This is a genomic window from Phytohabitans sp. LZ39 (assembly GCF_059359075.1).
Window position 1 is genome coordinate 348,660 of sequence record NZ_JCADBM010000007.1, and the last position, 20,768, is coordinate 369,427.

Annotated in this window: 21 protein-coding genes; 12 read left to right on the plus strand and 9 right to left on the minus strand. The window is 72.4% G+C overall.

From position 1 onward, the window contains the following. Window positions 1-16 precede the first annotated feature (16 nt). Complete coding sequence (locus tag AC5L36_RS16960; protein ID WP_441216741.1) at window positions 17-1,201, plus strand: DUF4429 domain-containing protein; 1,185 nt, start codon at window positions 17-19, stop codon at window positions 1,199-1,201. 68 nt (window positions 1,202-1,269) lie between these two features. Further along, window positions 1,270-1,776, plus strand: a complete 507-nt coding sequence (locus AC5L36_RS16965; RefSeq protein WP_441216742.1) for a hypothetical protein — start codon at window positions 1,270-1,272, stop codon at window positions 1,774-1,776. A gap of 540 nt (window positions 1,777-2,316) precedes the next feature. On the opposite strand, the gene AC5L36_RS16970 is transcribed toward AC5L36_RS16965, so the two are convergent. From AC5L36_RS16970 to AC5L36_RS16980, 3 genes are read right to left on the minus strand one after another with little or no spacing between them, the layout of a single operon-like run. Then, entirely contained in the window at window positions 2,317-3,366 is a 1,050-nt protein-coding gene (locus AC5L36_RS16970) for an aldo/keto reductase (protein WP_441216743.1), read from the minus strand. Then, complete coding sequence (locus AC5L36_RS16975) at window positions 3,363-5,534, minus strand: glycosyltransferase family 39 protein (protein ID WP_441216744.1); 2,172 nt, start codon at window positions 5,532-5,534, stop codon at window positions 3,363-3,365. Before AC5L36_RS16975 ends, AC5L36_RS16970 begins: the two co-directional genes overlap by 4 nt. 38 nt (window positions 5,535-5,572) lie before the next feature. Continuing rightward, on the minus strand, window positions 5,573-6,334 hold the full coding sequence (locus AC5L36_RS16980) for a YdcF family protein (RefSeq protein ID WP_441216745.1): 762 nt from the start codon (window positions 6,332-6,334) through the stop codon (window positions 5,573-5,575). A 71-nt stretch (window positions 6,335-6,405) separates the two neighbouring features. Here AC5L36_RS16980 and AC5L36_RS16985 point away from each other — a divergent pair, with 71 nt between their 5' ends. The 4 genes from AC5L36_RS16985 (at window position 6,406) to AC5L36_RS17000 (ending at window position 9,266) form a co-directional block, all read left to right on the plus strand. Then, window positions 6,406-6,813, plus strand: coding sequence for a DUF1622 domain-containing protein (locus AC5L36_RS16985; RefSeq protein WP_441216746.1), 408 nt, complete (start codon window positions 6,406-6,408; stop codon window positions 6,811-6,813). Window positions 6,814-6,852: 39 nt separating this feature from the next. After that, complete coding sequence (locus tag AC5L36_RS16990) at window positions 6,853-7,185, plus strand: PadR family transcriptional regulator (protein WP_441216853.1); 333 nt, start codon at window positions 6,853-6,855, stop codon at window positions 7,183-7,185. Window positions 7,186-7,190: 5 nt separating this feature from the next. After that, window positions 7,191-8,597, plus strand: coding sequence for a hypothetical protein (locus AC5L36_RS16995; RefSeq protein WP_441216747.1), 1,407 nt, complete (start codon window positions 7,191-7,193; stop codon window positions 8,595-8,597). A 120-nt stretch (window positions 8,598-8,717) separates the two neighbouring features. Beyond that, entirely contained in the window at window positions 8,718-9,266 is a 549-nt protein-coding gene (locus tag AC5L36_RS17000; RefSeq protein WP_441216748.1) for an anthrone oxygenase family protein, read from the plus strand. Between the two features lie 21 nt (window positions 9,267-9,287). Here AC5L36_RS17000 and AC5L36_RS17005 read toward each other — a convergent pair whose 3' ends face one another. Genes AC5L36_RS17005 through AC5L36_RS17015 form a run of 3 tightly spaced genes read right to left on the minus strand, consistent with a single transcriptional unit; the run spans window position 9,288 to window position 11,091 of the window. Next, window positions 9,288-9,623, minus strand: coding sequence for a cupin domain-containing protein (locus tag AC5L36_RS17005; protein WP_441216749.1), 336 nt, complete (start codon window positions 9,621-9,623; stop codon window positions 9,288-9,290). Between the two features lie 16 nt (window positions 9,624-9,639). Then, window positions 9,640-10,428 (minus strand): class I SAM-dependent methyltransferase, encoded by a 789-nt coding sequence (locus AC5L36_RS17010; RefSeq protein ID WP_441216750.1) that lies wholly within the window; start codon window positions 10,426-10,428, stop codon window positions 9,640-9,642. Window positions 10,429-10,464: 36 nt separating this feature from the next. Next, a complete protein-coding gene (locus AC5L36_RS17015) occupies window positions 10,465-11,091 on the minus strand; it encodes a hypothetical protein (RefSeq protein ID WP_441216751.1) in 627 nt (208 codons plus the stop codon). Between the two features lie 144 nt (window positions 11,092-11,235). Between AC5L36_RS17015 and AC5L36_RS17020 the strand changes: the two genes are divergently transcribed. From AC5L36_RS17020 to AC5L36_RS17035, 4 genes are all read left to right on the plus strand, one after another. Continuing rightward, a complete protein-coding gene (locus AC5L36_RS17020) occupies window positions 11,236-11,382 on the plus strand; it encodes a hypothetical protein (RefSeq protein WP_441216752.1) in 147 nt (48 codons plus the stop codon). An 86-nt stretch (window positions 11,383-11,468) separates the two neighbouring features. Then, window positions 11,469-11,681: an SDR family NAD(P)-dependent oxidoreductase gene (locus AC5L36_RS17025; RefSeq protein ID WP_441216753.1), complete on the plus strand. Its 213-nt coding sequence runs from the start codon at window positions 11,469-11,471 to the stop codon at window positions 11,679-11,681. Then, complete coding sequence (locus AC5L36_RS17030) at window positions 11,678-11,806, plus strand: hypothetical protein (RefSeq protein WP_441216754.1); 129 nt, start codon at window positions 11,678-11,680, stop codon at window positions 11,804-11,806. The genes AC5L36_RS17025 and AC5L36_RS17030 overlap by 4 nt, the downstream gene beginning before the upstream one ends. A 218-nt stretch (window positions 11,807-12,024) precedes the next feature. Beyond that, window positions 12,025-15,672 (plus strand): hypothetical protein, encoded by a 3,648-nt coding sequence (locus AC5L36_RS17035; RefSeq protein ID WP_441216755.1) that lies wholly within the window; start codon window positions 12,025-12,027, stop codon window positions 15,670-15,672. On the opposite strand, the gene AC5L36_RS17040 is transcribed toward AC5L36_RS17035, so the two are convergent. Continuing rightward, the gene (locus AC5L36_RS17040) at window positions 15,638-16,285 is read right to left on the minus strand and encodes a response regulator transcription factor (protein ID WP_441216756.1); all 648 of its coding nucleotides are present in this window, start codon (window positions 16,283-16,285) and stop codon (window positions 15,638-15,640) included. The two genes, AC5L36_RS17035 and AC5L36_RS17040, sit on opposite strands and share 35 nt — an antisense overlap. A gap of 210 nt (window positions 16,286-16,495) precedes the next feature. Here AC5L36_RS17040 and AC5L36_RS17045 point away from each other — a divergent pair, with 210 nt between their 5' ends. Further along, window positions 16,496-16,759 carry a hypothetical protein gene (locus AC5L36_RS17045; protein WP_441216757.1) on the plus strand — a complete coding sequence of 88 codons (264 nt, stop codon included), beginning with the start codon at window positions 16,496-16,498 and terminating at the stop codon, window positions 16,757-16,759. A 51-nt stretch (window positions 16,760-16,810) separates the two neighbouring features. Here the strand turns inward: AC5L36_RS17045 and AC5L36_RS17050 are convergent, their stop codons facing one another. After that, window positions 16,811-18,448, minus strand: coding sequence for an ABC-F family ATP-binding cassette domain-containing protein (locus tag AC5L36_RS17050; RefSeq protein WP_441216758.1), 1,638 nt, complete (start codon window positions 18,446-18,448; stop codon window positions 16,811-16,813). A gap of 157 nt (window positions 18,449-18,605) precedes the next feature. Here AC5L36_RS17050 and AC5L36_RS17055 point away from each other — a divergent pair, with 157 nt between their 5' ends. Continuing rightward, complete coding sequence (locus AC5L36_RS17055; RefSeq protein WP_441216759.1) at window positions 18,606-19,847, plus strand: CobW family GTP-binding protein; 1,242 nt, start codon at window positions 18,606-18,608, stop codon at window positions 19,845-19,847. A 35-nt stretch (window positions 19,848-19,882) separates the two neighbouring features. Here AC5L36_RS17055 and AC5L36_RS17060 read toward each other — a convergent pair whose 3' ends face one another. Next, entirely contained in the window at window positions 19,883-20,230 is a 348-nt protein-coding gene (locus AC5L36_RS17060; protein WP_441216760.1) for a histone-like nucleoid-structuring protein Lsr2, read from the minus strand. Window positions 20,231-20,768 lie beyond the last annotated feature (538 nt).

Consider the following 20,768-nt stretch of genomic DNA (forward strand, 5'->3'; position numbering starts at 1 on the left):
GTGCCGTGGGGAAAGCGTGAGGCTGCGGGCACCGACCGGGCGGGAGCGCCAGCACGCCGTCGACGCACTGCACGCCGCCGTCCGCGACGGCCGCCTCGACCTGGCCGGCTTCGACGCACACCTCGCCGCCCTGCTGAGCGCGCCGACCCTCGCCGACGTCGAGCGGCTGGCCGGCCAGGTGGGCGTCGCACCGTTCCGGATGGAGCTGCGCGGCACCGACGGGATCGCGGTGCTGGAGCCGGACCGGGTGGTCCTCACCTTCGGCGAGCGGTGGACCGCCGACATCAAAGAGGCCCGCAGCCCCCGGGTCGTCCCGCTGCCGGCCATCGCGGCCGTCGAGCTCGAAAGCGGGTGGGCGAGCGGTCACATCCGGCTGCGGCTGGTCGGCGAGGCGCCGTCGTACCAGCCACGAAAACCGTCGGAGGACGTCAACGCCGTCACGTTCGGGGTCGCGGACCAGGGTGAGCGGGCCAAGGAGCTCGCGGACGAGGTGCGCCGGCGGATCGCGCTGGAGCCCCGCGTGCCCGAGCCGCAGCTGCTGCCGCCGCAACACCGGCTGCCGGGGCTGCCGCCGCCACCGCCGGGCGAGCTGTTCGTGCGGGTACGGACGGTGCGCCACGTGGTGACGCTGGACGAGAACGGCGTCCTGATCGAGCACCGCTCCGGCGGCGCACCACGGCGATGGATACCGCTGACCGCGATCGCCGCGGTCGAGTTCCATCCGGGCCGGGGCTTCCGCTCCGGTCACGTGCGCTTCGTGCTCGCCGGCCTGCCCGCCGGATACCGCCGCCCGGCACCGGGCAAGGACCCGGACGCGTTCACCTTCGGCGCGGTCGGCCGCGAGGCCGGCGAGGCGGAGGAACTGGCGGCACACGTGGCCGCGCGGATCACCCGGCCACGGGTGGTGGAGCCGCGCCTGCTGCCCGGAAACCAGCCGGCGGACTGGGGACCACCCCGCGACCACCCACCCGCACCGCCGGCGTGGAACCCGCCGGCCGTCGCCACGCCGGTCCCCGCACCACCGGTCGCCCCGCCACCGGTCAGTGGTCCGCCGTCGCCGTCCGCCGTCCCGGTGCCGTCGGCCACGCCGGCCGGCGACGCCCCGGCCCAATTGCGCGAGCTGGCCAAGCTCCGCGCCGAGGGCCTGATCACCGACGCCGACTACGAGGCCAAGAAACAGGAGATCCTGCGCCGCTGGTGAGCGCCCGACCCGCGCGGGCGCCGCCACCGTCGCCCTCCGAGGTCCGGTCGGCCGCGAAGGGGGAACCTTTGAGCAGAACGACTACGGTGCGCCTGGACGACGACCACTGGTTCTGGGCGTACGACGTCAGCCTCGCCATCCTGGCGGTCGAGGTGTTGGACGTGCTCAAGGCCGGTGCCGCGAAAGACGAGCCGTGGCTGGACGAGTTCCGCTACCACCTCACCTTGCCGGTCCTCGTGCAGGGCACCTACGGCCTCGACATCCCGTCCGGCCTGACCGACGGGCAGCGGGCACAACTCGTGGAGCTGTTCGCGGAGGCGGAGCGGCGGCTGCGGGCGCGTCGCCAGATCACCGCCGCGGAGGCCGCCGAACGGTACGTCGTCGACCAGACCCCGGTCTTCCTCCGGGCCGCGCCGGTCGTCGACACATCCCCTGTCGCCGACCTCGCCGACGCCGTCATCCACCTCATCCGGGGCGACCTGCCGCCGCCACCGCCGGGTCACCAGCGGTGGTTCTACGGCACGGACGACGGCCCCCGGGGCATCGGGCGCCCCGAGCCGGCGGACGGCCGCTAGCGCGGTGGCCACAAACGTTAGCCGGCTTCGCCGGCCCGGGTGAGCGTTTGTGGCCACCGCACTGGAGAGCTTCGGGGTCAGGATCGCCGCTCGTCGAGGCAGGTTCTTCCCACGTCCGCGTCCTGCGGACCGTATGCGCGGGGTCCCCGGGGAAACGGGGAGCGCGGCGGAGCGTTTTCTTGGGGTGCTTTCCCCCGGGCACCACTCCCGGCCGGCGGCTCGCGGCGCTCGCCGAAACCCCCGGCCGTCCACTGCCGGCTCCGCGGTGCAAACCCAACGGGCCACCAGACCTTGGTACTTAGTGGCCCCTACGGGGGCCGATCCGTACCAAGATCTGCCCGTGGCCCAAACAGCGGGCGCCCCGGCGGGCTTGCACCGCGGACCTGGCAGCGCGGGTCGGGGATCTCGGCGAGCGCCAGCTCGCCGCCGACCCGCGCGCTCTCCGGCGGGAGCGGCGGTCCGCAGCTGACACGGACCCGGGCAACCCAAGCTTCAGGCACACCACGGCGGGAGCGGGCAGACGGCGACCTGACCCGAAAGTTAGGCGGCCGCGCGGTCGGCTGCCGGGCGGCGGCGGAACGTGGCGTCGGTGAGATAGGGCGTCTGCCAGGCGCCGTCGGCGCGGTACAGGTCGGTGCCGGGCGGGACGATCTCGTCGATCCGGTCGAGGGTGGCGTCGTCGAGGGCGAGCGTCGCGCCCTTGAGCAAGCCGTCGAGCTGCTCCATCGTGCGCGGCCCGATGATCACCGAGGTGACCGCCGGGTGTGCCGCGACGAACGCGACCGCCAGCTCGGGCAGGGTGCAGCCGAGCTCGCCGGTGAGCGCCACGAGCTTTTCGAGGGCCTCGAACTTGGCGGCGTTCGCCGGGTTGGACTGCGCGAAGCGGGCGGCGTTGAGGCGGGCGCGACCGGTGGCGGTGTCGATCGGCTGGTCCTTGCGGATCTTGCCGGTGAGGAAGCCCCAGCCGAGCGGGCTGTAGGTGAGCACGCCCATGCGGTAGCGCTGGGCGACCGGGAGTACAGCCGCCTCGATGCCGCGGGCCAGGATGTTGTACGGCGGCTGGTTGGTGCGGAACCGGCCCAGTGCGCGCCGCTCGGACACGTGGTGTGCCTCGACGATCTCCTCGACGGGGAAGGCCGAGCAGCCGAACGCCCGGATCTTCCCGGCGCGCACGAGGTCGGTGAGCGCGGACAGCGTCTCCTCGACGTCCGTGGTGTGGTCGGGGCGGTGGATCTGGTAGAGGTCGATCCAGTCGGTGCGCAGCCGGCGCAGGCTCGCCTCGACCTCGCGGACGATCCAGCGGCGCGAGTTGCCGCCCATGTTGGGGCCTTCGCCCATCGGGAAGTGCACCTTGGTGGCGAGCACGACGTCGTCGCGGCGCCCCTCCAGTGCCTTGCCGACGATCTCCTCGGACTCGCCGGCGGAGTACATGTCGGCGGTGTCGACGAAGTTGATCCCCTGGTCGAGCGCGGCGTGGATGATCCGCACCGAGTCGTCGTGGTCGGGGTTGCCCGCCGACCCGAACATCATGGTCCCTAGACAGTGGACACTCACCTGGATACCGGTGCCCCCGAGTACGCGGTATTTCACCTTCGTGACGCTACGTCTTCGAGCGGGCTCGAAGTCAAGTCGCGCCGCCGACGGCCGAGCGGCCGCACCACGGCGGCCGCGCCGGCCAGGGCGAGCAGCGGCATCAGCGCGGTCACCGGGCGCAGGCCGGTCACCTCGTCGACGGTCGCGGAGAGCACGAGCGCGGCGGCCGCCGCGCCGAACGCGAGCGGCACCGCCGGCTCGTCCCGCCAGGCGCGCACGCCGACGACGGCGACCAGCGCGGCCACGGCGATCAGCATGAAGTCGGAGCCGGCCGGCACCCAGTCGACGACCACCGCCGGGTCGCCCGCGGCGGTGCCGACCAGGTCGCGCCCGGAGGCGGCCCGCACGCCGAGCGCGACGGCGACCGCGGCGGCGCCGGCGAGGGGGTAGGCCGCCCACGGGTTGCCGGGTCTCGGGGCCGGCGACGTCCGCTCCGCGGAGCGCGGCGCCGGCGCCGGAGCGCGCCGGCCGCCCGAGGCCCGCGGCGAGCGCGGCCAGGACAGCCCGCGGTCGAGGCGGGTGGCCCAGGCGGCGAGCGCGCCGGCGACGACCACCCCGGCGAACGGGTCCATCGCGGTGGCCAGCAGCACCCCGGCGCCGAACCACCACGGCCCGGCGCGCGGCGCCCTGCCCTGCCACGGCAGCGCGAGGAGGGCGGCGGCGACGGCGAGGGCGGCGAAGGGTTCGAGGAAGTCCGGCCGGGCCAGCGGGACCATCACCGTCGGCACCATCATCAGCGCGGCGGCGAGCAGGCCCCACCGCCCCCACAACCGGCTGCCCTGCCAGGCGACGAGGGCGATCGCCGCGCCGTACACGAGGATCGGGGTGACGCTCTCCGGCCAGGTCGCCACGGTCGGGTCGGGCAGGGCGGGGCCGCTGCCGACCGACGCCTTACGCACGTTGACGTTGCGGATCACCAGCGCCAGCACCAGGTACCCGATGCCGAGCGCGACCCACGCGGCGGCCGGCACGCGGGACGGCGGCTCGGGCGGCGGGCCCGGCGGCGGTGCCTCGGTGGCCGCGGCGGGGCGCCGGCCGGCGGCGAGGTCGGCGAGGAGCGCGACGGCGGCGAGCACGTACACCGGGTAGTTGGGCGTGTGGTAGCGGAAGATCGAGTCGTCGTTGACGATCAGGTTGAGCGCGAGCGTGGTGCCGATCATGCCTACGACCAGCGCGGACAGCTCGCTGCGGAAGCGCCAGCCCAGGCTCACCAGCGCGGTCAGCATCACGGCGGTGAGCACCAGGTCGGTGCGGACGTGGTTCCAGTCGCCGGCGACGATGCGGGCGGCCGTGGCCGGCACCGACGCGACAACCTCGGCGAGCCCGTGCGTGCCGGTGTTGTTCTCGTAGGTGGCGTACGAGGAGAAGCTGCCCGCGTACGAGGCGGTCATCTGGCCCTGTACCCAGACGATCACGCCGGTGGCGGCGACGCCGGCGGCGGCGAACGGCGCCCAGGCGTTCTTGATCTGCCGGTCGCGGACCGCGACGAACAGCCAGGCCAGCACGGTGCCGGCGGTCACCGAGACGGCGAACTGCCGGGTGAACAGCCCCAGGCCCAGCAGCACCACGAACCAGACCACGTCGCGCCAGCTCGTGCGGCGGCGCAGCGGCAGCGCGAGCATCGACGCGGTGGTGAACGCCATCGCGAGCGCCTCGGTGTTGGCGTGCACGGCCCAGTTGGCGGCCAGCCACGGAGTGATCGCGAGCGCACCGGCCAGCAGCCCCCACCGCGGCCCGAACATGCGGGTGGCCAGCACGGTGAGGCAGGCGACGCCGGCCGCGTAGGCGACGACCGAGACGGCCACCATCGACCACGGCCCGAAGACCGCCACGAACGGGGCGGACAGCAGCCGCGTCATCACCCGCGGGCCGACGGTGGCGGCGTAGTCGCCGGCGAAGTACATCTGGTAGTTCTCGGCGTGGCACCAGGGCAGGCTGGAGGTGGCGCAGTCGATGCCGTCCTTGTCCGCGAGGAACTCGACCGTGCGCCGCACCGCCTCCGGCTCGGAGTCACCCAGCAGGCGGAAGGTCCAGGCCAGGTGGAAGGCCGTGTCGGGGCCCCACTGCACCCGGGTCACGATCGTCACGTAGACCGTCGCGACGTACAGGACGCCCAGGAAGACCCAGCCGAGCAGCGGAAGCGACGTGGCCGGACGGCTCGTCACCGCACGTCCTCTCGCCAACACGACCGCACGACATCAAGCTACCAAGCCGGCCGATCTGCGGAAACGTCAAGGTGACAGGGTTGTTTCGCGCCGATGGTCCAGGGCAGGTAGCTGTTCAGGATCTCCTTGGTCGGCAGGTCGGTGACCAGGTGTCCTTTGCCGATCTCCGCGTACGCCACCAGCCGCCGCGCCTCGCCGTGCCGGCGCGCCAGGTAGGTGCGGTGGCCGGGCGTCGCGCGCATCTCGCGCATCGACCGCACGTAGGTGTCGTAGGCGTCCGGCGCCAGCCCGAAGCCCAGGCGTGCGTCGATCTCCTTCGCCAGGAAGATCTCGTCGAGTACGCAGGCGTGGATGCTCGCCACGTCGTCCGCGTCGCTGACGTAGTTGAGGACCGGGACGGCCGCACCGTTGTCGCGCAGGGCGGCGACGGTGGTCAGGTAGGCGCGCAGCGAGTGGTACAGCGCGGTGACCTGGATGACCGCGGTGGTGCGCCGCTCGGCCGCGAACCGGGCGATCGACTCGGCCTTGTCGCGCGTGTTGCGCGACTCGTGGCAGATCACCGGCTCGGCGTCGCTGCCCGCGCACCACTGCCGGATCACCTCCGGCGGGGCGTCGCCGCCGGCTCCGCCCACGACCACGAAGTCGCACGAACGGCCGCGGGCGATCGCGCGGTGCAGGACCAGGCCGGCCATCACCCGTTCGCGGTACTCGACCGGATCGTCCCCCTTCTGCTCGACGACGACGGCACAGCGGGCGGCCTCGCTGGCGGTCAGCAGGCCAGCGACGGGCGTGATGGGCATGCTTCGCTCCTCGACGTACTCATGCGACGACACAGAGTAACGGACCGCGCCGTGGTTGGTAGCGTGCGGCGGTGGGGTTCGAGGATTCGATGGAACACGTCGCCCGCGGCTTCGAGGTGATCGGCGTCGCGGTGCTGGTGGTCGGCCTCTTCTGGGCCGCCGCCGTCGCCATCCGCCGGTGGCGCGCCGGCGAGGGCCGCCGCGCCTACCAGACCGTCCGCGAGCTCTTCGGCGGGGCGCTGCTGCTTGGCCTGGAGGTGCTGGTCGCGGCCGACCTGATCCGCACGGTCGCGGTCTCCCCGACGCTGGAGAGCGTGGCGGTGCTCGGCCTGATCGTGCTGATCCGGACGTTCCTGAGCTTCTCGCTCCAGGTGGAGATCGACGGTGTACCCCCGTGGCGCCGCGCCCTGACCAGCGGCGCGACGGTGATGGCCCGGGCGGCCCGCACCTCCGCCCCGCCCACGCCTCCTGCCGATTGACGGCATATACCGACCGCCGGTACGTTGCTCGGCATGGCGATGCAGGAACCGACGTTCTTCATCCTCACCGCGCTGGCCGAGGAGCCGATGCACGGATACGGCGTGATGCGCGCGGTGAGCGACCTCTCCGGCGGGCGGCTGGCGCTGCGCGCCGGCACCCTCTACGCGGCGCTCGACCGGCTGACCGACGACGGGCTGCTCACCGTCGACCGTGAGGAGGCTGTCGACGGCCGGCTCCGGCGCTACTACCGGCTCACCGACGACGGCGTCGCCAGCCTGGAGGCGGAGGTGGCCCGGCTGCGGGCCAACGCGTCGCTGGCCGCCGCGCGCCTGCGCCGCTCCCGCCCCGGCCTGGCCTACGGGATCGGCTGACCCGGGTGGAGCCACTGGAGCGCGCCTACCGCCGGCTGCTACTGGCCTATCCGCGCCACTACCGGCGCGAGCGCGGTGCCGAGATCCTGACCACGCTGCTCGACGCGGCCGCGCCCGACCAGCGCCGCCCCACCCGGCGGGACGCGCTCGACCTGGTGATGGGCGGCCTGCGCCGCCGGTTCGCCATCCCGCGCGGCCCTCTCCCGGCGGCGGTCGCGATCATGGTCGCGCTGCTGGCGGCCCTCTTCGCCACCGCCGGCGCCGGCCAGCTGGCCTGGCGCGCGGCCACACCCCCGCCCGACCTGACCGACGCCCGCGCGGCCGTCGAGACGGCGATCCCGCTGCCGCCCGCCGGCGACCCCATCCGGTACGACCGCCACCTCAGCCTCGGCGCCGACGGTGCGGTCGTCCCCGCGCCGGCCGCGGTCGGGTACTCGTTCGCGGTGCCCGCGAGCACGGTGTCCACCGAGATCCGCGACGCGCGCGACCGGCTGCTCGCCGCCGGCTGGGAGGTCGACCAGATCCGCGACGACTACGGCGTGCTCACCTTCTCGGCCGCCCGCGGCGACCAGGTGGTCAGCATCGGCGGCTTCGTCGACGCGCCCGACGTCGCCGAACCCATCTGGGCCAACGTGCACGGGCGCACACCAGTCCTGTTCACCACGGGGATGCTGGCCGCCGGTGCGGCGGCCGCCGTCGCCGGGTGGCTGGTCGCCGGCTGGGGCATGCGGCGCGCCCGCCACCCGGACGGCCGCCTCCGCGCCGTGGTCACCGTCTTCGCCGGCATCGGCCTGCTGGCCGGCGCGCCGCTGCTGCTCGCCGCCGCCTACTACGGCGTGAACGCGGTCACCGCCGGCGGGTGGTCCCCGACGAACGTCCTCTTCCCGATCGTCGCCTTGGGCGCGGTCCGGCCGCTCGACATCTTCGCGGGCGCCTGGCTGCTGGCCGCCCTACTCGCCGCCGCCCTGCCGCCGCGCGGCTCCCGCGGGGTGCAGCCGTGGCGGCTCGGCCTGTGGACGGCCGCCGGCGCCCACCTGGCGTTCGCCGCCGCCTGGTGCCTGGTCGTCGGCCTCTACCTCGGCCGCCTCGCCGCCAGCGGCGGTGACCGTCACGGCATGCTCCACGGCGAGTACGACCCGAAGGAACTCGTGCCGTTCGGCATGACCGGCCTGAACCCGTTCACCTGGGTGTACGCCCTGGTGAGCCTGCTGTTCCTGCTGAGCTTCCTGGCCAGCCCCGGCCTGCTCAGCGTCTCGGTGCCACTGCTGGTCACCACCCGCCGCACGGTCGCCGCGGCCGCCGGCCGGACGGCGTGGCGGGTGCTGCTCTTCGCCGCGGTGACCGCGCTCGCCCTCCCGCTGGTGACGGTCACGCCACTGGGACGCGACGCCCTCACCTGGTGGCTCGACTGAGGCCGGCCGGACGCGGCGCTCTCCGCGTGGCCGGCGCGGAGACGGCGCTCTCCGCGTGGCCGGCCGCTGACGTGCGTGAATGAAAGGATCATGAAAGGGGCGCTGTGGTGTGATGGCGGTGTGACCGCTCCCGCCTCCTACCAGGTCGCCGCCGAGCAGACCGGCGGCGGCTCCCTGTTCGCCGGGATCGTCCTCATCCTGGCCACCATGACCACCGGCGTCGTGACCGGCGTCTTCGGCCTGTACGCGAACACGATCATGCCGGGCCTGGCCAAGACGGACGACCGCACCTTCGTCGGTGCGTTCCAGCAGATCGACCGCGCGATCATCAACCCGCTGTTCATGACGTTCTTCTTCGGCGCGCTCATCCTCACCGGGCTGGCCGGCGCGCTGCACTTCGGCGCGGCCGGGCGGCGGGCGCTGCCCTGGATCGCGATCGCGTTCGGCCTCTACCTGGTCGTCGTGATCATCACGGTGGCGGTGAACGTGCCGCTCAACGACGCCATCAAGGCCGCCGGCGAACCCGACCAGATCAGCGACCTGGCCCAGGTGCGCCGCGACTTCGACGAGGACCGCTGGCGGGCGTTCAACTGGGTCCGGGTCGTGCTGACCACCAGCTCGTTCGCCCTGCTCTGCGTCGCGCTGCTCCTGCACGGCCGCCGCCGCTAGGCGGTGTCCGGCGGGGCGCCGCTAGGCGTCCCGCCGGGTGTACTCGGCCGGCGCGAAGAACACCAGCACCGTCAGGTCTTCGGTGATGTCGGTGAAGCGGTGCTCCTCCCCCGCCGGCACCCACAGCACCGAGCCCGGACCCACGTCGGCGGTGCCCGAGTCCGCGGTCAGCCGGGCCCGGCCGGAGACGACCACGTACACCTCCTCCTCGGTGTGCGGGGCCTGGGTGTCCACACCGCCCACCGGGATGCAGTAGGTGCCCACGCTCAGGTCGGGCGTACGCAGGTCCTCGGTGTACCGCCGGCCCTCCCCCGGCTCGGGTGGCGTGAAGAGTCCGGCGTTCGACAGCACAAGCATGGGCCGAGGTTAGCGGTCACGAGGTCCGGGGTTCGTGGCGCATGACGGCGAGGTACTGGTGGTGGTCGTTCAGCAGCTCCCGGAGGCTGGGCCGCGGAGACCCGGGCTCGAACGTGTGCCCCGCGACCGCGATCGCGGTGAGGGCCAGGCCGGTGCCACCGAGCAGCAACGCGAGGTCCGCGGGCGTGTAGCAACGCAGGGTCTGGCTGATCCGGCGATCAGGGTCGGCCGCGTCCCACCACGTGTCGGTGGCCGTACAGGTGACGGGGTCGAACGTGGTCCGTTCGTAGAGCTCGTGCGCGTATCCCCGCTCCGGGTCGGGGAGCTTGTGCTCCTCGTCGCCGTCCCACCGGGCCCATACGAACGGGTTGTAGACGTCGACGAGCGCGACCCCGCCGGGTTTGAGCCACTCGCGGCTGATCCGCAGGAGGAGTCCGCGCTGGTCGGCGTCCGCGCCAACCCCGAAACCGTCCCAGTAGCAGACCGCGTCGAACAGCCGCGGCAGCCGCACCGCGTAGAAGTCCTCCCGCAGGACGGACAGCCGGCCGTGCCCGGCTTGGCGGGCGAAGTCGACGGCGTGGCGGACCCGATCGCTGATCTCCACGGCGGTCACGAGATGACCCGCGTCCGCCAACGCCGCGGCGGTGGTGCCGTAACCGCATCCGAGCTCCAACACCCGCATAGACCCTGATCCGCCGTACCGCCGTAGCAGGGCCGCCCGGCGATGGTCCCGATCCGTGATCCTCGCCTCCGCGTCGCCCCACCACGCACCCGTCTGCGAGTAGAAGGCATCGACCCAGTCCACGACAGCACCACACCACGACCGACCCGATGTCCGCCACTACCGCTGTGGCAGCGACCAGTCCACGCTCGTCGGGTCGGGGTACGGCAGCGAGTCACGCACCGGCACGTCGCGGAAGTAGGGATGGGAGCCGGGCAGCGCGAGCAGCACGACGACGATCGCCTGCCCCAGCCACATCACGGCGGTGACCAGCGCGTAGACCGGCACCCACCAGTCCGGGTAGGCGTCCACCTGAAGATTGCCGAGATTGTCCACACGGGACCACGCGGAGTCGTCCGTCAGGGCGGAGAACGCGTAGAGGCCGACGCACGAGGCGTAGACGAGGCCGAGGCCGCTGAGCACCCAGGTGGTGACGCGGGCGCGCTGGCGGCCACGCAGGTCGCCGACCGCGAGCGCGACCAGCGCCGCGGCGAACAGGGTCAGGCAGGCGGCCATGGCGCCGACGTCCCACCACAGGTTGCTGACCGCGACGTCGACCTCGGACCGGTCGAAAGCGGTCCGGCCCTCGGTCGCGCGCCGGAAGCGCTCGACGACGCCCGGAGTGGCCAAGAGGAAGGCGGCGGACGCGACGACCCCGACGACCGCCATGGACACCATGACCACGGCGGCGCCGGCGACCGAGGCCGGTCGCGGTCTGGCGGCGGCGACGATCCACGCGTCAGGCACACCTCAGTGCAGCACAGACCCATCGGGTACGCGGAACCCCTTCACCAAACCTTCGCAAGATCGCCGGTAGTCTGACCCCCGGGAGTTTCATGTGGACGGTCCGGGGGCATCGACCGCTGGACCGACCACTCCAGGAGGTTTCCCATGTCGACCCAGGCCGTCCTCTACGTCATCGCCATCATCTTCCTGGTGATCGCCGCCCTGCCGGTCCCCACCCGCGGCGTCAGGTTCGCGCTGCTGGGTGCCGCCGCGGCCCTGGCCGCCTACGCCTGGCCGGTCCTCACCGCCTGACTCGGTCGGGCGATGACACCGGGGATCTCGGCGAGCCGGCACGGCGGCCGACGACGCGGGAGTGCCCTATGTGGAGCATTGACGAAATGCCGGACCAGGCCGGCCGGGTGGCGGTGGTGACCGGGGCAACCGCCGGCATCGGGTTCGCCACGGCCAAGGCGCTGGCCGAGCGCGGGTGCCATGTGGTGCTGGCCGTGCGGGACCCGGTCCGGGGCGCCGACGCGGCGGCCCGGATCGGCGGTTCGACCCCACGGCGACCGGCGGCCAGTACTGCGGTCCGGGCGGGATCGGCGAGTTGAGAGGCAACCCGAAACCGGTCCGGGCCAGCGCCGCGGCGCACGACGAGGCCCTGGCCCGCGAGCTGTGGGTCGAGTCGGAACGGCTGACCGGCGTCGCCTACGGGCCGCCCCCGCGACAGGCCTGAGCCGATCGCGGCCGCGCGTCCGAGCGGTCGCGCGCCGTCCACAACGGGTCGTTGATCCGACTGTCGACCGGCAGCCGCGCTCTTCCGCACCGGCGGACAATGGCTCCGGAGCATCCGTTCATCTCGCGTGGCAGGGAGGCGACCGACGTTGACCACATCCCCGCCGCACGCCGAGCGCGACCGCTCGGACGCCGGCGCCGGGGCCCGGACGACCGGGCGTGTCCGGCCGCCCGACCACCCGCCAGTCCGGCGAGCGGCGCGGTGAGGCGGCTGTGTACCGCGACGCTGGGTTCCGGACGGCCGTCGAGGCTCTCGCCACGGCTTTCCGGGACGAGGCCGCCGCTACGATGCTGGTCGAGCGGCTCTATCACGACGGCCTGGCCATCGACCCCGAGTCGATAAAAGCGCTTCCGTCCGGTAACACCGGCGCTCGATTGGTCGAGGTGGTGCTTCGCAAGCGGACGGGGTCGCCGTCACCGCGCCGCCGCGTCGTCAAGCTCTGCCCACCGGGGCCATTCGGCCGCGAGCTTGAAAATCCCACGCATCTCGCGGCCCTCGACGAAGCCCCGCTCCCGTTCCGGGAAAGCCATCTCACCGAGACGGCCTTTTCGCCGGTTTTCTCCGACCGCGACTGGGTGGTCACGGGTCAGATGTTCGCGGCCGGCCGTCCACTGTCGTCGCTGCGCACCGAAGAGCAGATCGAAGCCTGCCGCACGATCCGGGAAGCGCTCCTGCGGCAGTGGACCGGCGACGACTACGACACCCGCACCGTCACCCTCGCCGCCCTGGTGCGCCGGGAGCTGCGCGACAACCTCGAGACGGGACGGTGGCTACACGGCTGGGCGCGGGGGCGATCGTTGCTCGACGCGCCGAGCGTGAAGGTCCCCGGTGAGGACGGCGCGCTGCCCAACCCGTTCCACCTCTTCGGGCCGGATTCGCCGGTTACCGGCCGCCAGGTGCGGCATCTCGTCGGCCGCGCCCACGGTGACCTGCACGCGGACAACATCCTGATCCCGGACCGGGACGGTGTGCCGCACCCGGCCGCGTTCCGGTTGATCGACCTCTCCACCTACGACGGGTTGGCGCCGCTCAGCCGGGACGTCGCCGCCCTGATGATGTCCCTGATCACGCCCCGCGCGGGTGCCTCGGGCGATCCCGACGTGCGAAACGCCCTCTTGGACTACCTGTTGACGGACCACGGGGACAAGGGCCTCGCCCGCCGGGTACCAGCGGTGATGATCGACATCGTCGACGTCCTGCGATCCGTCCAGGAGGACTTCGTCCGCGAGTTCGAGGCCGATTGGCATTGCCAGATCAAGGTTTCCTTGCTCGCCCAGGCCATGTTCCACGCCGCTTACGCCTCGGGGACGGACGGTGCGCGGTCGTGGTCGCTGCGCCTCGCCGGACGCCTCACCCGCCACTTGCTCGGCCCGGACGAGCCGGCTACCGGTTCGCCGCTCGTCGTGGCGTCCGCCTCCCCGGCCGCCGTCGAAGACGAGGCCACCATCGTCGACCGCGAACCCCACCGTACGGAGCTGCGCGACGCCCTCCTGGACGACCGCACGTCCATCGTGGTGGTCCACGGCCCCGCGGGCGTCGGAAAGACGGCCCTCGTAGTGGACGTCCTGGCCGGCTTGGGCCGGCTTCACGAGGACTCCGACCGCCGGGTGTGCTGGCACGAGGCCGCACTACTCACCGACGTCAGCATCCAGACGCTCATCGCGGACATCGAGGGCGGGATCGCCACGGGCGCCCAACACCTGTACGGCCCGAGGTCGCGCGCCCGCCTGGAGATCGCCCTCGACTCGCGCCGGGAAACCGTACCGCTGATCGTCCTGGACGCGGCGGAGCAGCTCCTCGACGCCGACCGGCGGATTCGCGATCCGGAGCTGGACCTGGCGCTGGAGACCATCGCGAATCGGCGGCAGAGCGCCGTGAAGGTGATCATCGCGTCGCAGACGCCGCCCGCGGCGCACGCGGACATCACCTGGCCCCGCAGCGCCCGTTCGATCGACATGTCCGGCCTCGAGCCCCGGTTTCTGCTCGACTATCTGCGCACGCTCGACCCCGACGGCCCGCACCGCGACCTCCGCCCATCCGACAAGGTTTTTCTGGAGGTACACGGACGCCTCGCCGGCAATCCCCGGCTCGCCGACCTTCTCCAAGCCCTGCTCACGCACGAACCGCAGACACTCGACGACCTGGCCGCGTGGCTCACCTCGCTGCCGGACGATGACGTCGGGCGGCGCCTCGTCAGGCGGCTGGCGGACCATCTGCCCACCGATCAGCAGTTGGTCGTCGAAGCGCTCGCCGCCTTCGGCATACCGGTCGAGGCGACGACCGTCGCGGCCGTCCTCGAGCCCGACCTTCCCCGGGACCGATGCGCGGAGGCGACGAACGCCCTTCTCGCCAGCCGCGTCATCCGGCGCAGGCGCGACGGTCGCCTCCAGGTTCCTCCGGCGGATGTCATGGCGATCCTCGACCGGATCGACCACGGTGACGGGTACGCCGAGCCGGGCCAGCACCCGACCTCGCTGGACCTGCTGCATCGTGCCGCGAACGAGCTCTACACGCACCAGAAGGACGACGACGACGTGCATACCGTCGGCGATCTGGACATGCACTTCGCGCAGCTCGACCTCTACATACGTGCCCGCATGTTCGGGCCGGCCCACGAGCTCATCGCCTCGATGGACACGATGCTGCGACGGTGGGGCTCCGGCGCCCTGCTACGGCGGCAACGCGAGGCGGTCCGCGCCCACCTCGGCGACGACGAGGAGGCCACGATGGAAAACCTCACCGCGCTGGGTGACATCTACTCCTCGGTCGACGAGCCGGACGCGGCCGATCAGGCGTTCCGGGAGGCGCTGGACATCGCGCGGCGGGAGACCGACCGGGACGCCATGCGCGCGATCTACCTGACCATGGGCACCCGGTACTGGGAACACGACGAGATTGCCGCGGCGCGAGAGCACTTCGGCCGGGCGCTGGCCCTGGCGGAGGACGAGTACGACGACGGGGACCGCGCATTGGCCCTTGAGGGCCTCGCCGACTGTGACCAGCAAAGCGGCGCCTACTCCGAAGCGATCCGCAAGGCGGAGGAGGCGCTGGCCATCGCGCGGGAAAGCGGCTCGGAACGCATCGTCGACCTTGCCCTGAAGCTGGCCCGTTGGCGGACAGAATGCCTCGAGCTGACCGAGGCGGCGGACAAGCTGGCGATCGCCGACATCGCCACGGACGACGTCGACCGCTCCCGCCGCGCGGAATACCTCAACGGACGAGCGGACCTCCTGCTCCGGCGTGGGCGCTACCGCGACGCGGTGATGTACGCGCACCTGGCCGTGACCGAGGCCGAGGAGCAGCGGGATCCGGTGTCACTCCTGCATACCCTGACCACGCTGGCCCTGGCTCACCTGCATCAGGGCGATGATCACGAGGCCGCCCGCCAGATAACGCGAGCGATGCGCTACCGGGAAAGCGGCCGTCAGCTCGGCACCATCGCGCTGCGCGCGCTCACCGCTTTCCGGATCGGTCATCGCGCCACGGCCGCGGACTTCTTCCTCCGCCTCGCCGACGAGGCACAACGCCGCATCGAACATGACGCGCAGGACGTTGCGGCGTGGGACTTCCGGGGTCTGGCCCGCTGCTTCGCCGTGGCGCGGGGCCGGACGGACGAGATCGCGGCGGCACAGGCTGCCTTCCGGCGAGGCGCGGCGCGACCGGACGAGGCCACGCCGGGACGAGACTGCCGCCTCGCCTTCCTCACCCGGCAGCTGGCCGCCGTCGCCGACCGGCCCGCGGACCTGCTGCCTGTTCTCGACGACCTGGCGGTCAGCCGGCCATGTCCGGAGAGTCAGCCTCGCTGACATCACCGGCGAGCCAGCCCGCCTCCTGCATCCGCACGATGGCCTCGAGCCGGGTCCGCACGCCCAGTTGCTCGTACACCGCCCGCAGGAGGCGGTACATGGCCCGCTCCGAGTAGCCCGCCTCCTTGGCCAGCGCGGCCATCGTCCGGCCCGCGGAAAGGCTCCGCAACCAGGCGATCTGCTCTCCCGACAACCCCACCTGGCTCGCCGTGACGGGCTGCCGTGTCGCGGAAAGCGCACTCGCCACCGCCGCGGGCATTATCGCCTCCCCTTCGATCGTCGCGGCGACCGCGCGCTCCACCGCGCGTACTGTCGCCTGTCGGGAAAGCACCGACCGCGCACCGAGCCGCACCGCGCGTGCCCCGGACCCGGCGGAGTCGTCGGCGGTCACCGCGATGACCAGAGGTCGCGGCCTCGACCGGCACAGCGTGCCAAGCAGATCCCAGTCGTCGGCAGACAGAACGGATAGCAGCACCAGACTGCGCCGTCGGTCGCGCGCCCACGCCACGACGTCGGTCGGCGTGTGCACCTCAACTCCATGGTTGGCCAGGATGGCGGCGATTCCATATCGGTAGACCGGCATTGGGTCGATGACCGCGAGCGGAACGGTCACCTTCAGTCAATACCTCCGTGTGGTGCCGCATTGGCGCCTGCCCACGCCGCAGACAGGTGCTGCTCAGCCTAGACACCGGTCCACTCCGCGCGACGCCCCGGGCAGGTTTCCGCCACCAATCCGGTCAGCAATCTGCCGATGCCAGGCATGGACCGGCGATCCGGCCGTTTCTAGCGTCGGGGTAGGTAACCGCGCGGCCGGGAGGTTCAGGTGGTTCCCAACGACGAATCCGGACGGCGCATCTACCGACCCGTCAGACGAACTCGGAAACCCTCGCCCGAAACAACGCCGCTCACCGAGGCCAAGCGCCAGGCCATCCTGCGCGTAATGAACCAGTACCGCCGCTTCGGCCCAAAGCAGGTCCACGCCGAACTGCGCCGCACCCGGCACGACATCACCCTCGTCATGGTGCGCACCGTTTTCCAGCAACTCGGACGGCGGGAGAGCCGCCTGCCCCGCATCTTCCGACGCTGAGCGATCGGTCGGAATACCATTCACGATCAATCAGACGTCGGCGAATACCTGTCAGCGCTCCGTCACCCGCCCGCCGGCCACGTCGAGGCGGCGGGTGGTGAGCACGGCGTCGAGCATCCGGCGGTCGTGGGTGACCAGCAGGAGCGTGCCGGGATACCCGGCCAGCGCCGACTCCAGCTGCTCGATGGCGGGCAGGTCGAGGTGGTTGGTGGGCTCGTCCAGCACCAGCAGGTTGACACCACAGGCCTGCAACAGCGCCAGCGCCGCCCGGGTCCGCTCGCCGGGTGAGAGGGTCGCGGCGGGCCGGAGCACGTGTGCGGCGTTCAGGCCGAACTTCGCCAGGAGCGTGCGGACCTGCGCCGGCGCCAGGTCCGGGGTCTCCGCGCCGAACGCGTCCAGGAGCGTGTCGCCGCCGTGGAAGAGCCGCCGCGCCTGGTCGACCTCGCCGACCACCACACCCGGGCCGAGCCAGGTGCGGCCCGCGGTCAGCTCGACGCGTCCCAGCAGCGCGGCCAGCAGGGTCGACTTGCCGGAGCCGTTGGCACCGGTGATCGCCACCCGGTCGGCCCAGTCGATCTGGAGGTCGACCGGGCCGAGGGTGAAGTCCCCGCGGCGTACCTGCGCGGCGTGCGCGACCGCCACCACCGCCCCGGCCCGCGGAGCGGCGGAGATCTCCATCCGCAGTTCCCACTCCTTGCGGGGCTCCTCGACCACTTCCAGGCGCTCGATCAGCCGCTCGGTCTGCCGCGCTTTCGCCGCCTGCTTCTCGCTCGCCTCGGACCGGAACTTCCGCCCGATCTTGTCGTTGTCGCTCGCCTTGCGGCGGGCGTTGCGCACGCCTTTGTCCATCCAGGACCGCTGGGTACGGGCGCGCTCCTCCAGACCGGAGAGCGTGTCGGCGTACTCCTCGTACTCCTGGCGGGCGTGGCGCCGGGCGACCTCTCGCTCGTGCAGGTAGACGGCGTAGCCGCCGCCGTAGGCGCGCACCTGCCGCTGGGCCAGGTCGAGCTCGACCACCCGGTTTACGGTCCGGGTCAGGAACTCGCGGTCGTGGCTCACCACGACCGCGCCGGACCGCAGCCCGGTGACGAACGCCTCCAGCCGCTCCAAACCGTCGAGGTCGAGGTCGTTGGTGGGCTCGTCCAGCAGGAAGATGTCGTAGCGGCTGAGCAGCAGCGAAGCCAGGCCGGCGCGGGCCGCCTGGCCGCCGGACAGCGCCGTCATCGGCCGGTCCAGGTCGACGGCGAGGCCCAGCCCGGCGGTGACCTGGTTCGCGCGCTCGTCGAAGTCGGCGCCGCCGAGGGCGATCCAGCGCTCGAGGCTCACCGCGTACGCGTCGTCGGCGCCGGCCTTCCCCGCCACCAGCGCATGGGTGGCGTCGTCCAATGCGGACTGTGCCGCGGCCACGCCGGTCCGCCGCGCCAGAAACCGACCGACCGTCTCGCCAGGTCGCCGCTCGGGCTCCTGCGACAGGTACCCGATGGTCGCGGTGGGCGGGCTGACGAGCAGCGTGCCGTCTTCCGGAGTGGCCAGGCCGGCGAGGATGCGCAGCAGGGTGGATTTGCCGGCGCCGTTGGCGCCGACCAGCCCGATCACGTCGCCGGCGGCGACCACGATGTCCAGTCCGGAAAACAGGACACGTTCGCCGTGTCCCGCCGCTAGACCTTTGGCGACGAGCGTTGCGGTCATCAGGATCCGAGTACCTCAGAGCTAGGGCCGGCTGGCGGCGATTGGATCACACCGTACCGCCGGCACCGCTCGGCCTCGCGAGTGCGCCCGGCCCGCCGCCGGTACCCAGACCGGATGCAAGTATAATGACAACCGTTTTCAGAAAGGAGGCCCACGCATGAGTCCCAGCGCCGATGTCCGGCCGGCCGTGACGGTGCTGTCCGGGTTGTGGACCGGCGCCACGTACGCGGTCGCGCGGGCGCTGCTCGCCGCCGACCCGTCCCTGCTGCTGGTCCGCTACGACCTCACCCGGACCGGCTACCTGCGCCATGTCATGAGTGCCGACCGGGTGGACGAGCGGCGCGGCGTCCTGCGCGATGGCGACATGTCGCTCACCCTGCGGGACGAGATCCTGCCCGCCCTGGCCCGGCTGGCCCGCGCCCGTCCGCACCGGCACGTGGTGCTCATGCCGCCCGCCGTGGTCGAGCCGGAAGCGGTCGCCGCCGCCGGCACCGGTTGCCTGGTCGACGGTGTCCCGCTGGCCGATCTGGTCCGCGTCGACTCGTACGTCACGGTGGTCCACGGCGACTACCTGCTCGACGCGCTGGCCAACGGATCCGACCTGGTCACGCTCGGCGTACAAGCCGGCGACGCCGACCACCGGTCACTGGCCGACGTGGTCGTGCGGCAGATCGAGTACGCCGACACGCTCGTGCTGTGGGGCTCGCGCACCGGCGGCCCGTTCGACACCGCACACCCCCGCGCCCTGCTGCGCCACCTGGCGCCCTGGTCGGCACACCTGCACCTGGCCGACGACCGGGTCGACGCCACCGACCTCGCCCAGCGGCTGCTCCACTCCCGCCGGCACCGCTGGGATGTCCCGGGCACGCTCGCCCGCGGCCTCGAGGGGTTCGCGCTCGGCCTGCACGCGCCGGACCCCTCGTCCGACGTCGTCTCCGCGGTCTTCCGGGCGTGCCGCCCGTTTCACCCCCAGCGGTTGCACGAGACGCTCGAGGCGCTCGGCACCGGCGTGCTGCGCTCCCGCGGCCATCTCTGGCTCGCCAGCCAGCCCGACGTGGTGGTCGGCTGGGACTTCGCCGGCGGCGGGCTCGCCATGAGGACCCTGGGGCGCTGGCTGGCCGCGACCCCCGAGGAGCGGTGGCATCAGTTTTCCGACCAGCGCCGCCTCGCCGCATCGGTGGAATGGCACCCGTACTACGACGACCGGCATCACCACCTGGCCTTCATCGGCATCGACCTCGACACCGCCCGCCTGCACCGCACACTGACCCGGTGCCTGCTGACCGACGCCGAACTCGCCGGCGGCGAGGCGACCTGGCGCGGATACCCCGATCCCTTCGCCGGCTGCTTCGCCCTCCCCGACGCGGCCGCCCACAGCCCCGCGGCCGGATATCCATGAGCCCGCCGCCGGCGACAATGACCGTCCACTCACCACTATCTGTTGGCGGCGTGGTACTCCTCCACGATCGCCGCGGGAATCCGGCCCCGCTCCGACAGCGCCTTACCCTGGCTGGCGGCCCACTCACGAATGGCCTTGTTTTCACTCCGGGCACCGGGCCGCCGGCCACTCACGGTTTCTCGCCGCCCGGGCGCGGACGCCCCCGACCGGCCAAGGCGCGTGCCGGCCTCCTGGTACGCCGACAGCAACGAACGGAGCTTGCCCGCGTTTCGACCCGATAGGTCGATCGAATAGTCGACCCCGTCGATGCCGAACCTGACCGTCTCGTCAGCGACCTTACCGTCGATGTCATCGATCAGAGTCTCGATAACCTGACGCGCCACGACCCACACCTCCACACAATGGTTTCCGGGAAGACTACTCCTATTTCCCCGGCTGGTCGTCTCCGCTGACAATTGGCAACATAAATGTCGGCTGTCGCCGCAACCTCGAAACCTCGATTCAAAAGCAGACCTGAGCTACCGCGACGTCCGCCGTGGTCCATACCGTCGCTCCCGCGGCCTCACCCGTCCGCCGCTGGTCCCGCTCACCCCTCCCGCCCTGCTCTCAAGAGGGCAGCCCTGTCACGGTCTGGGCGCGGTTTGCGTGACCGGGCGCCATGAGCTGATTGGCTGTCGACCTGGGCGCACAGACGGAGCAGCTCGACAGCTCGGCGTGAGTGCGGCCGGCAGCGGGATCGGTCAGGCCGCGCGAGCGGCGGTCTGGACCACGAAGGTGGGGGTCTGCGACGGCGCGAGACACCTCTCGGGCTTGTCCCGCGGACCCGGCAGTGGACGGCCGGGGATTTCGGCGAGCGCTGCGAGCCGCCGGCCGGGAGCGGTGCCCGCGGGAGCATACGGTCCGCCGCTGACGCGGACGTGG

Excerpts from the sequence above, each read along its gene's own strand:
- AC5L36_RS16980 (WP_441216745.1), bottom strand. The coding sequence starts at position 6,334 with ATGCCCATCACGCCCGTCGCTGGCCTGCTGACCGCCAGCGAGGCCGCC.
- AC5L36_RS17005 (WP_441216749.1), bottom strand. The coding sequence starts at position 9,623 with ATGCTTGTGCTGTCGAACGCCGGACTCTTCACGCCACCCGAGCCGGGG.
- AC5L36_RS17020 (WP_441216752.1), top strand. The coding sequence starts at position 11,236 with ATGTCGACCCAGGCCGTCCTCTACGTCATCGCCATCATCTTCCTGGTG.
- AC5L36_RS17055 (WP_441216759.1), top strand. The coding sequence starts at position 18,606 with ATGAGTCCCAGCGCCGATGTCCGGCCGGCCGTGACGGTGCTGTCCGGG.
- AC5L36_RS17025 (WP_441216753.1), top strand. The coding sequence starts at position 11,469 with ATGCCGGACCAGGCCGGCCGGGTGGCGGTGGTGACCGGGGCAACCGCC.
- AC5L36_RS16990 (WP_441216853.1), top strand. The coding sequence starts at position 6,853 with ATGCAGGAACCGACGTTCTTCATCCTCACCGCGCTGGCCGAGGAGCCG.
- AC5L36_RS17050 (WP_441216758.1), bottom strand. The coding sequence starts at position 18,448 with ATGACCGCAACGCTCGTCGCCAAAGGTCTAGCGGCGGGACACGGCGAA.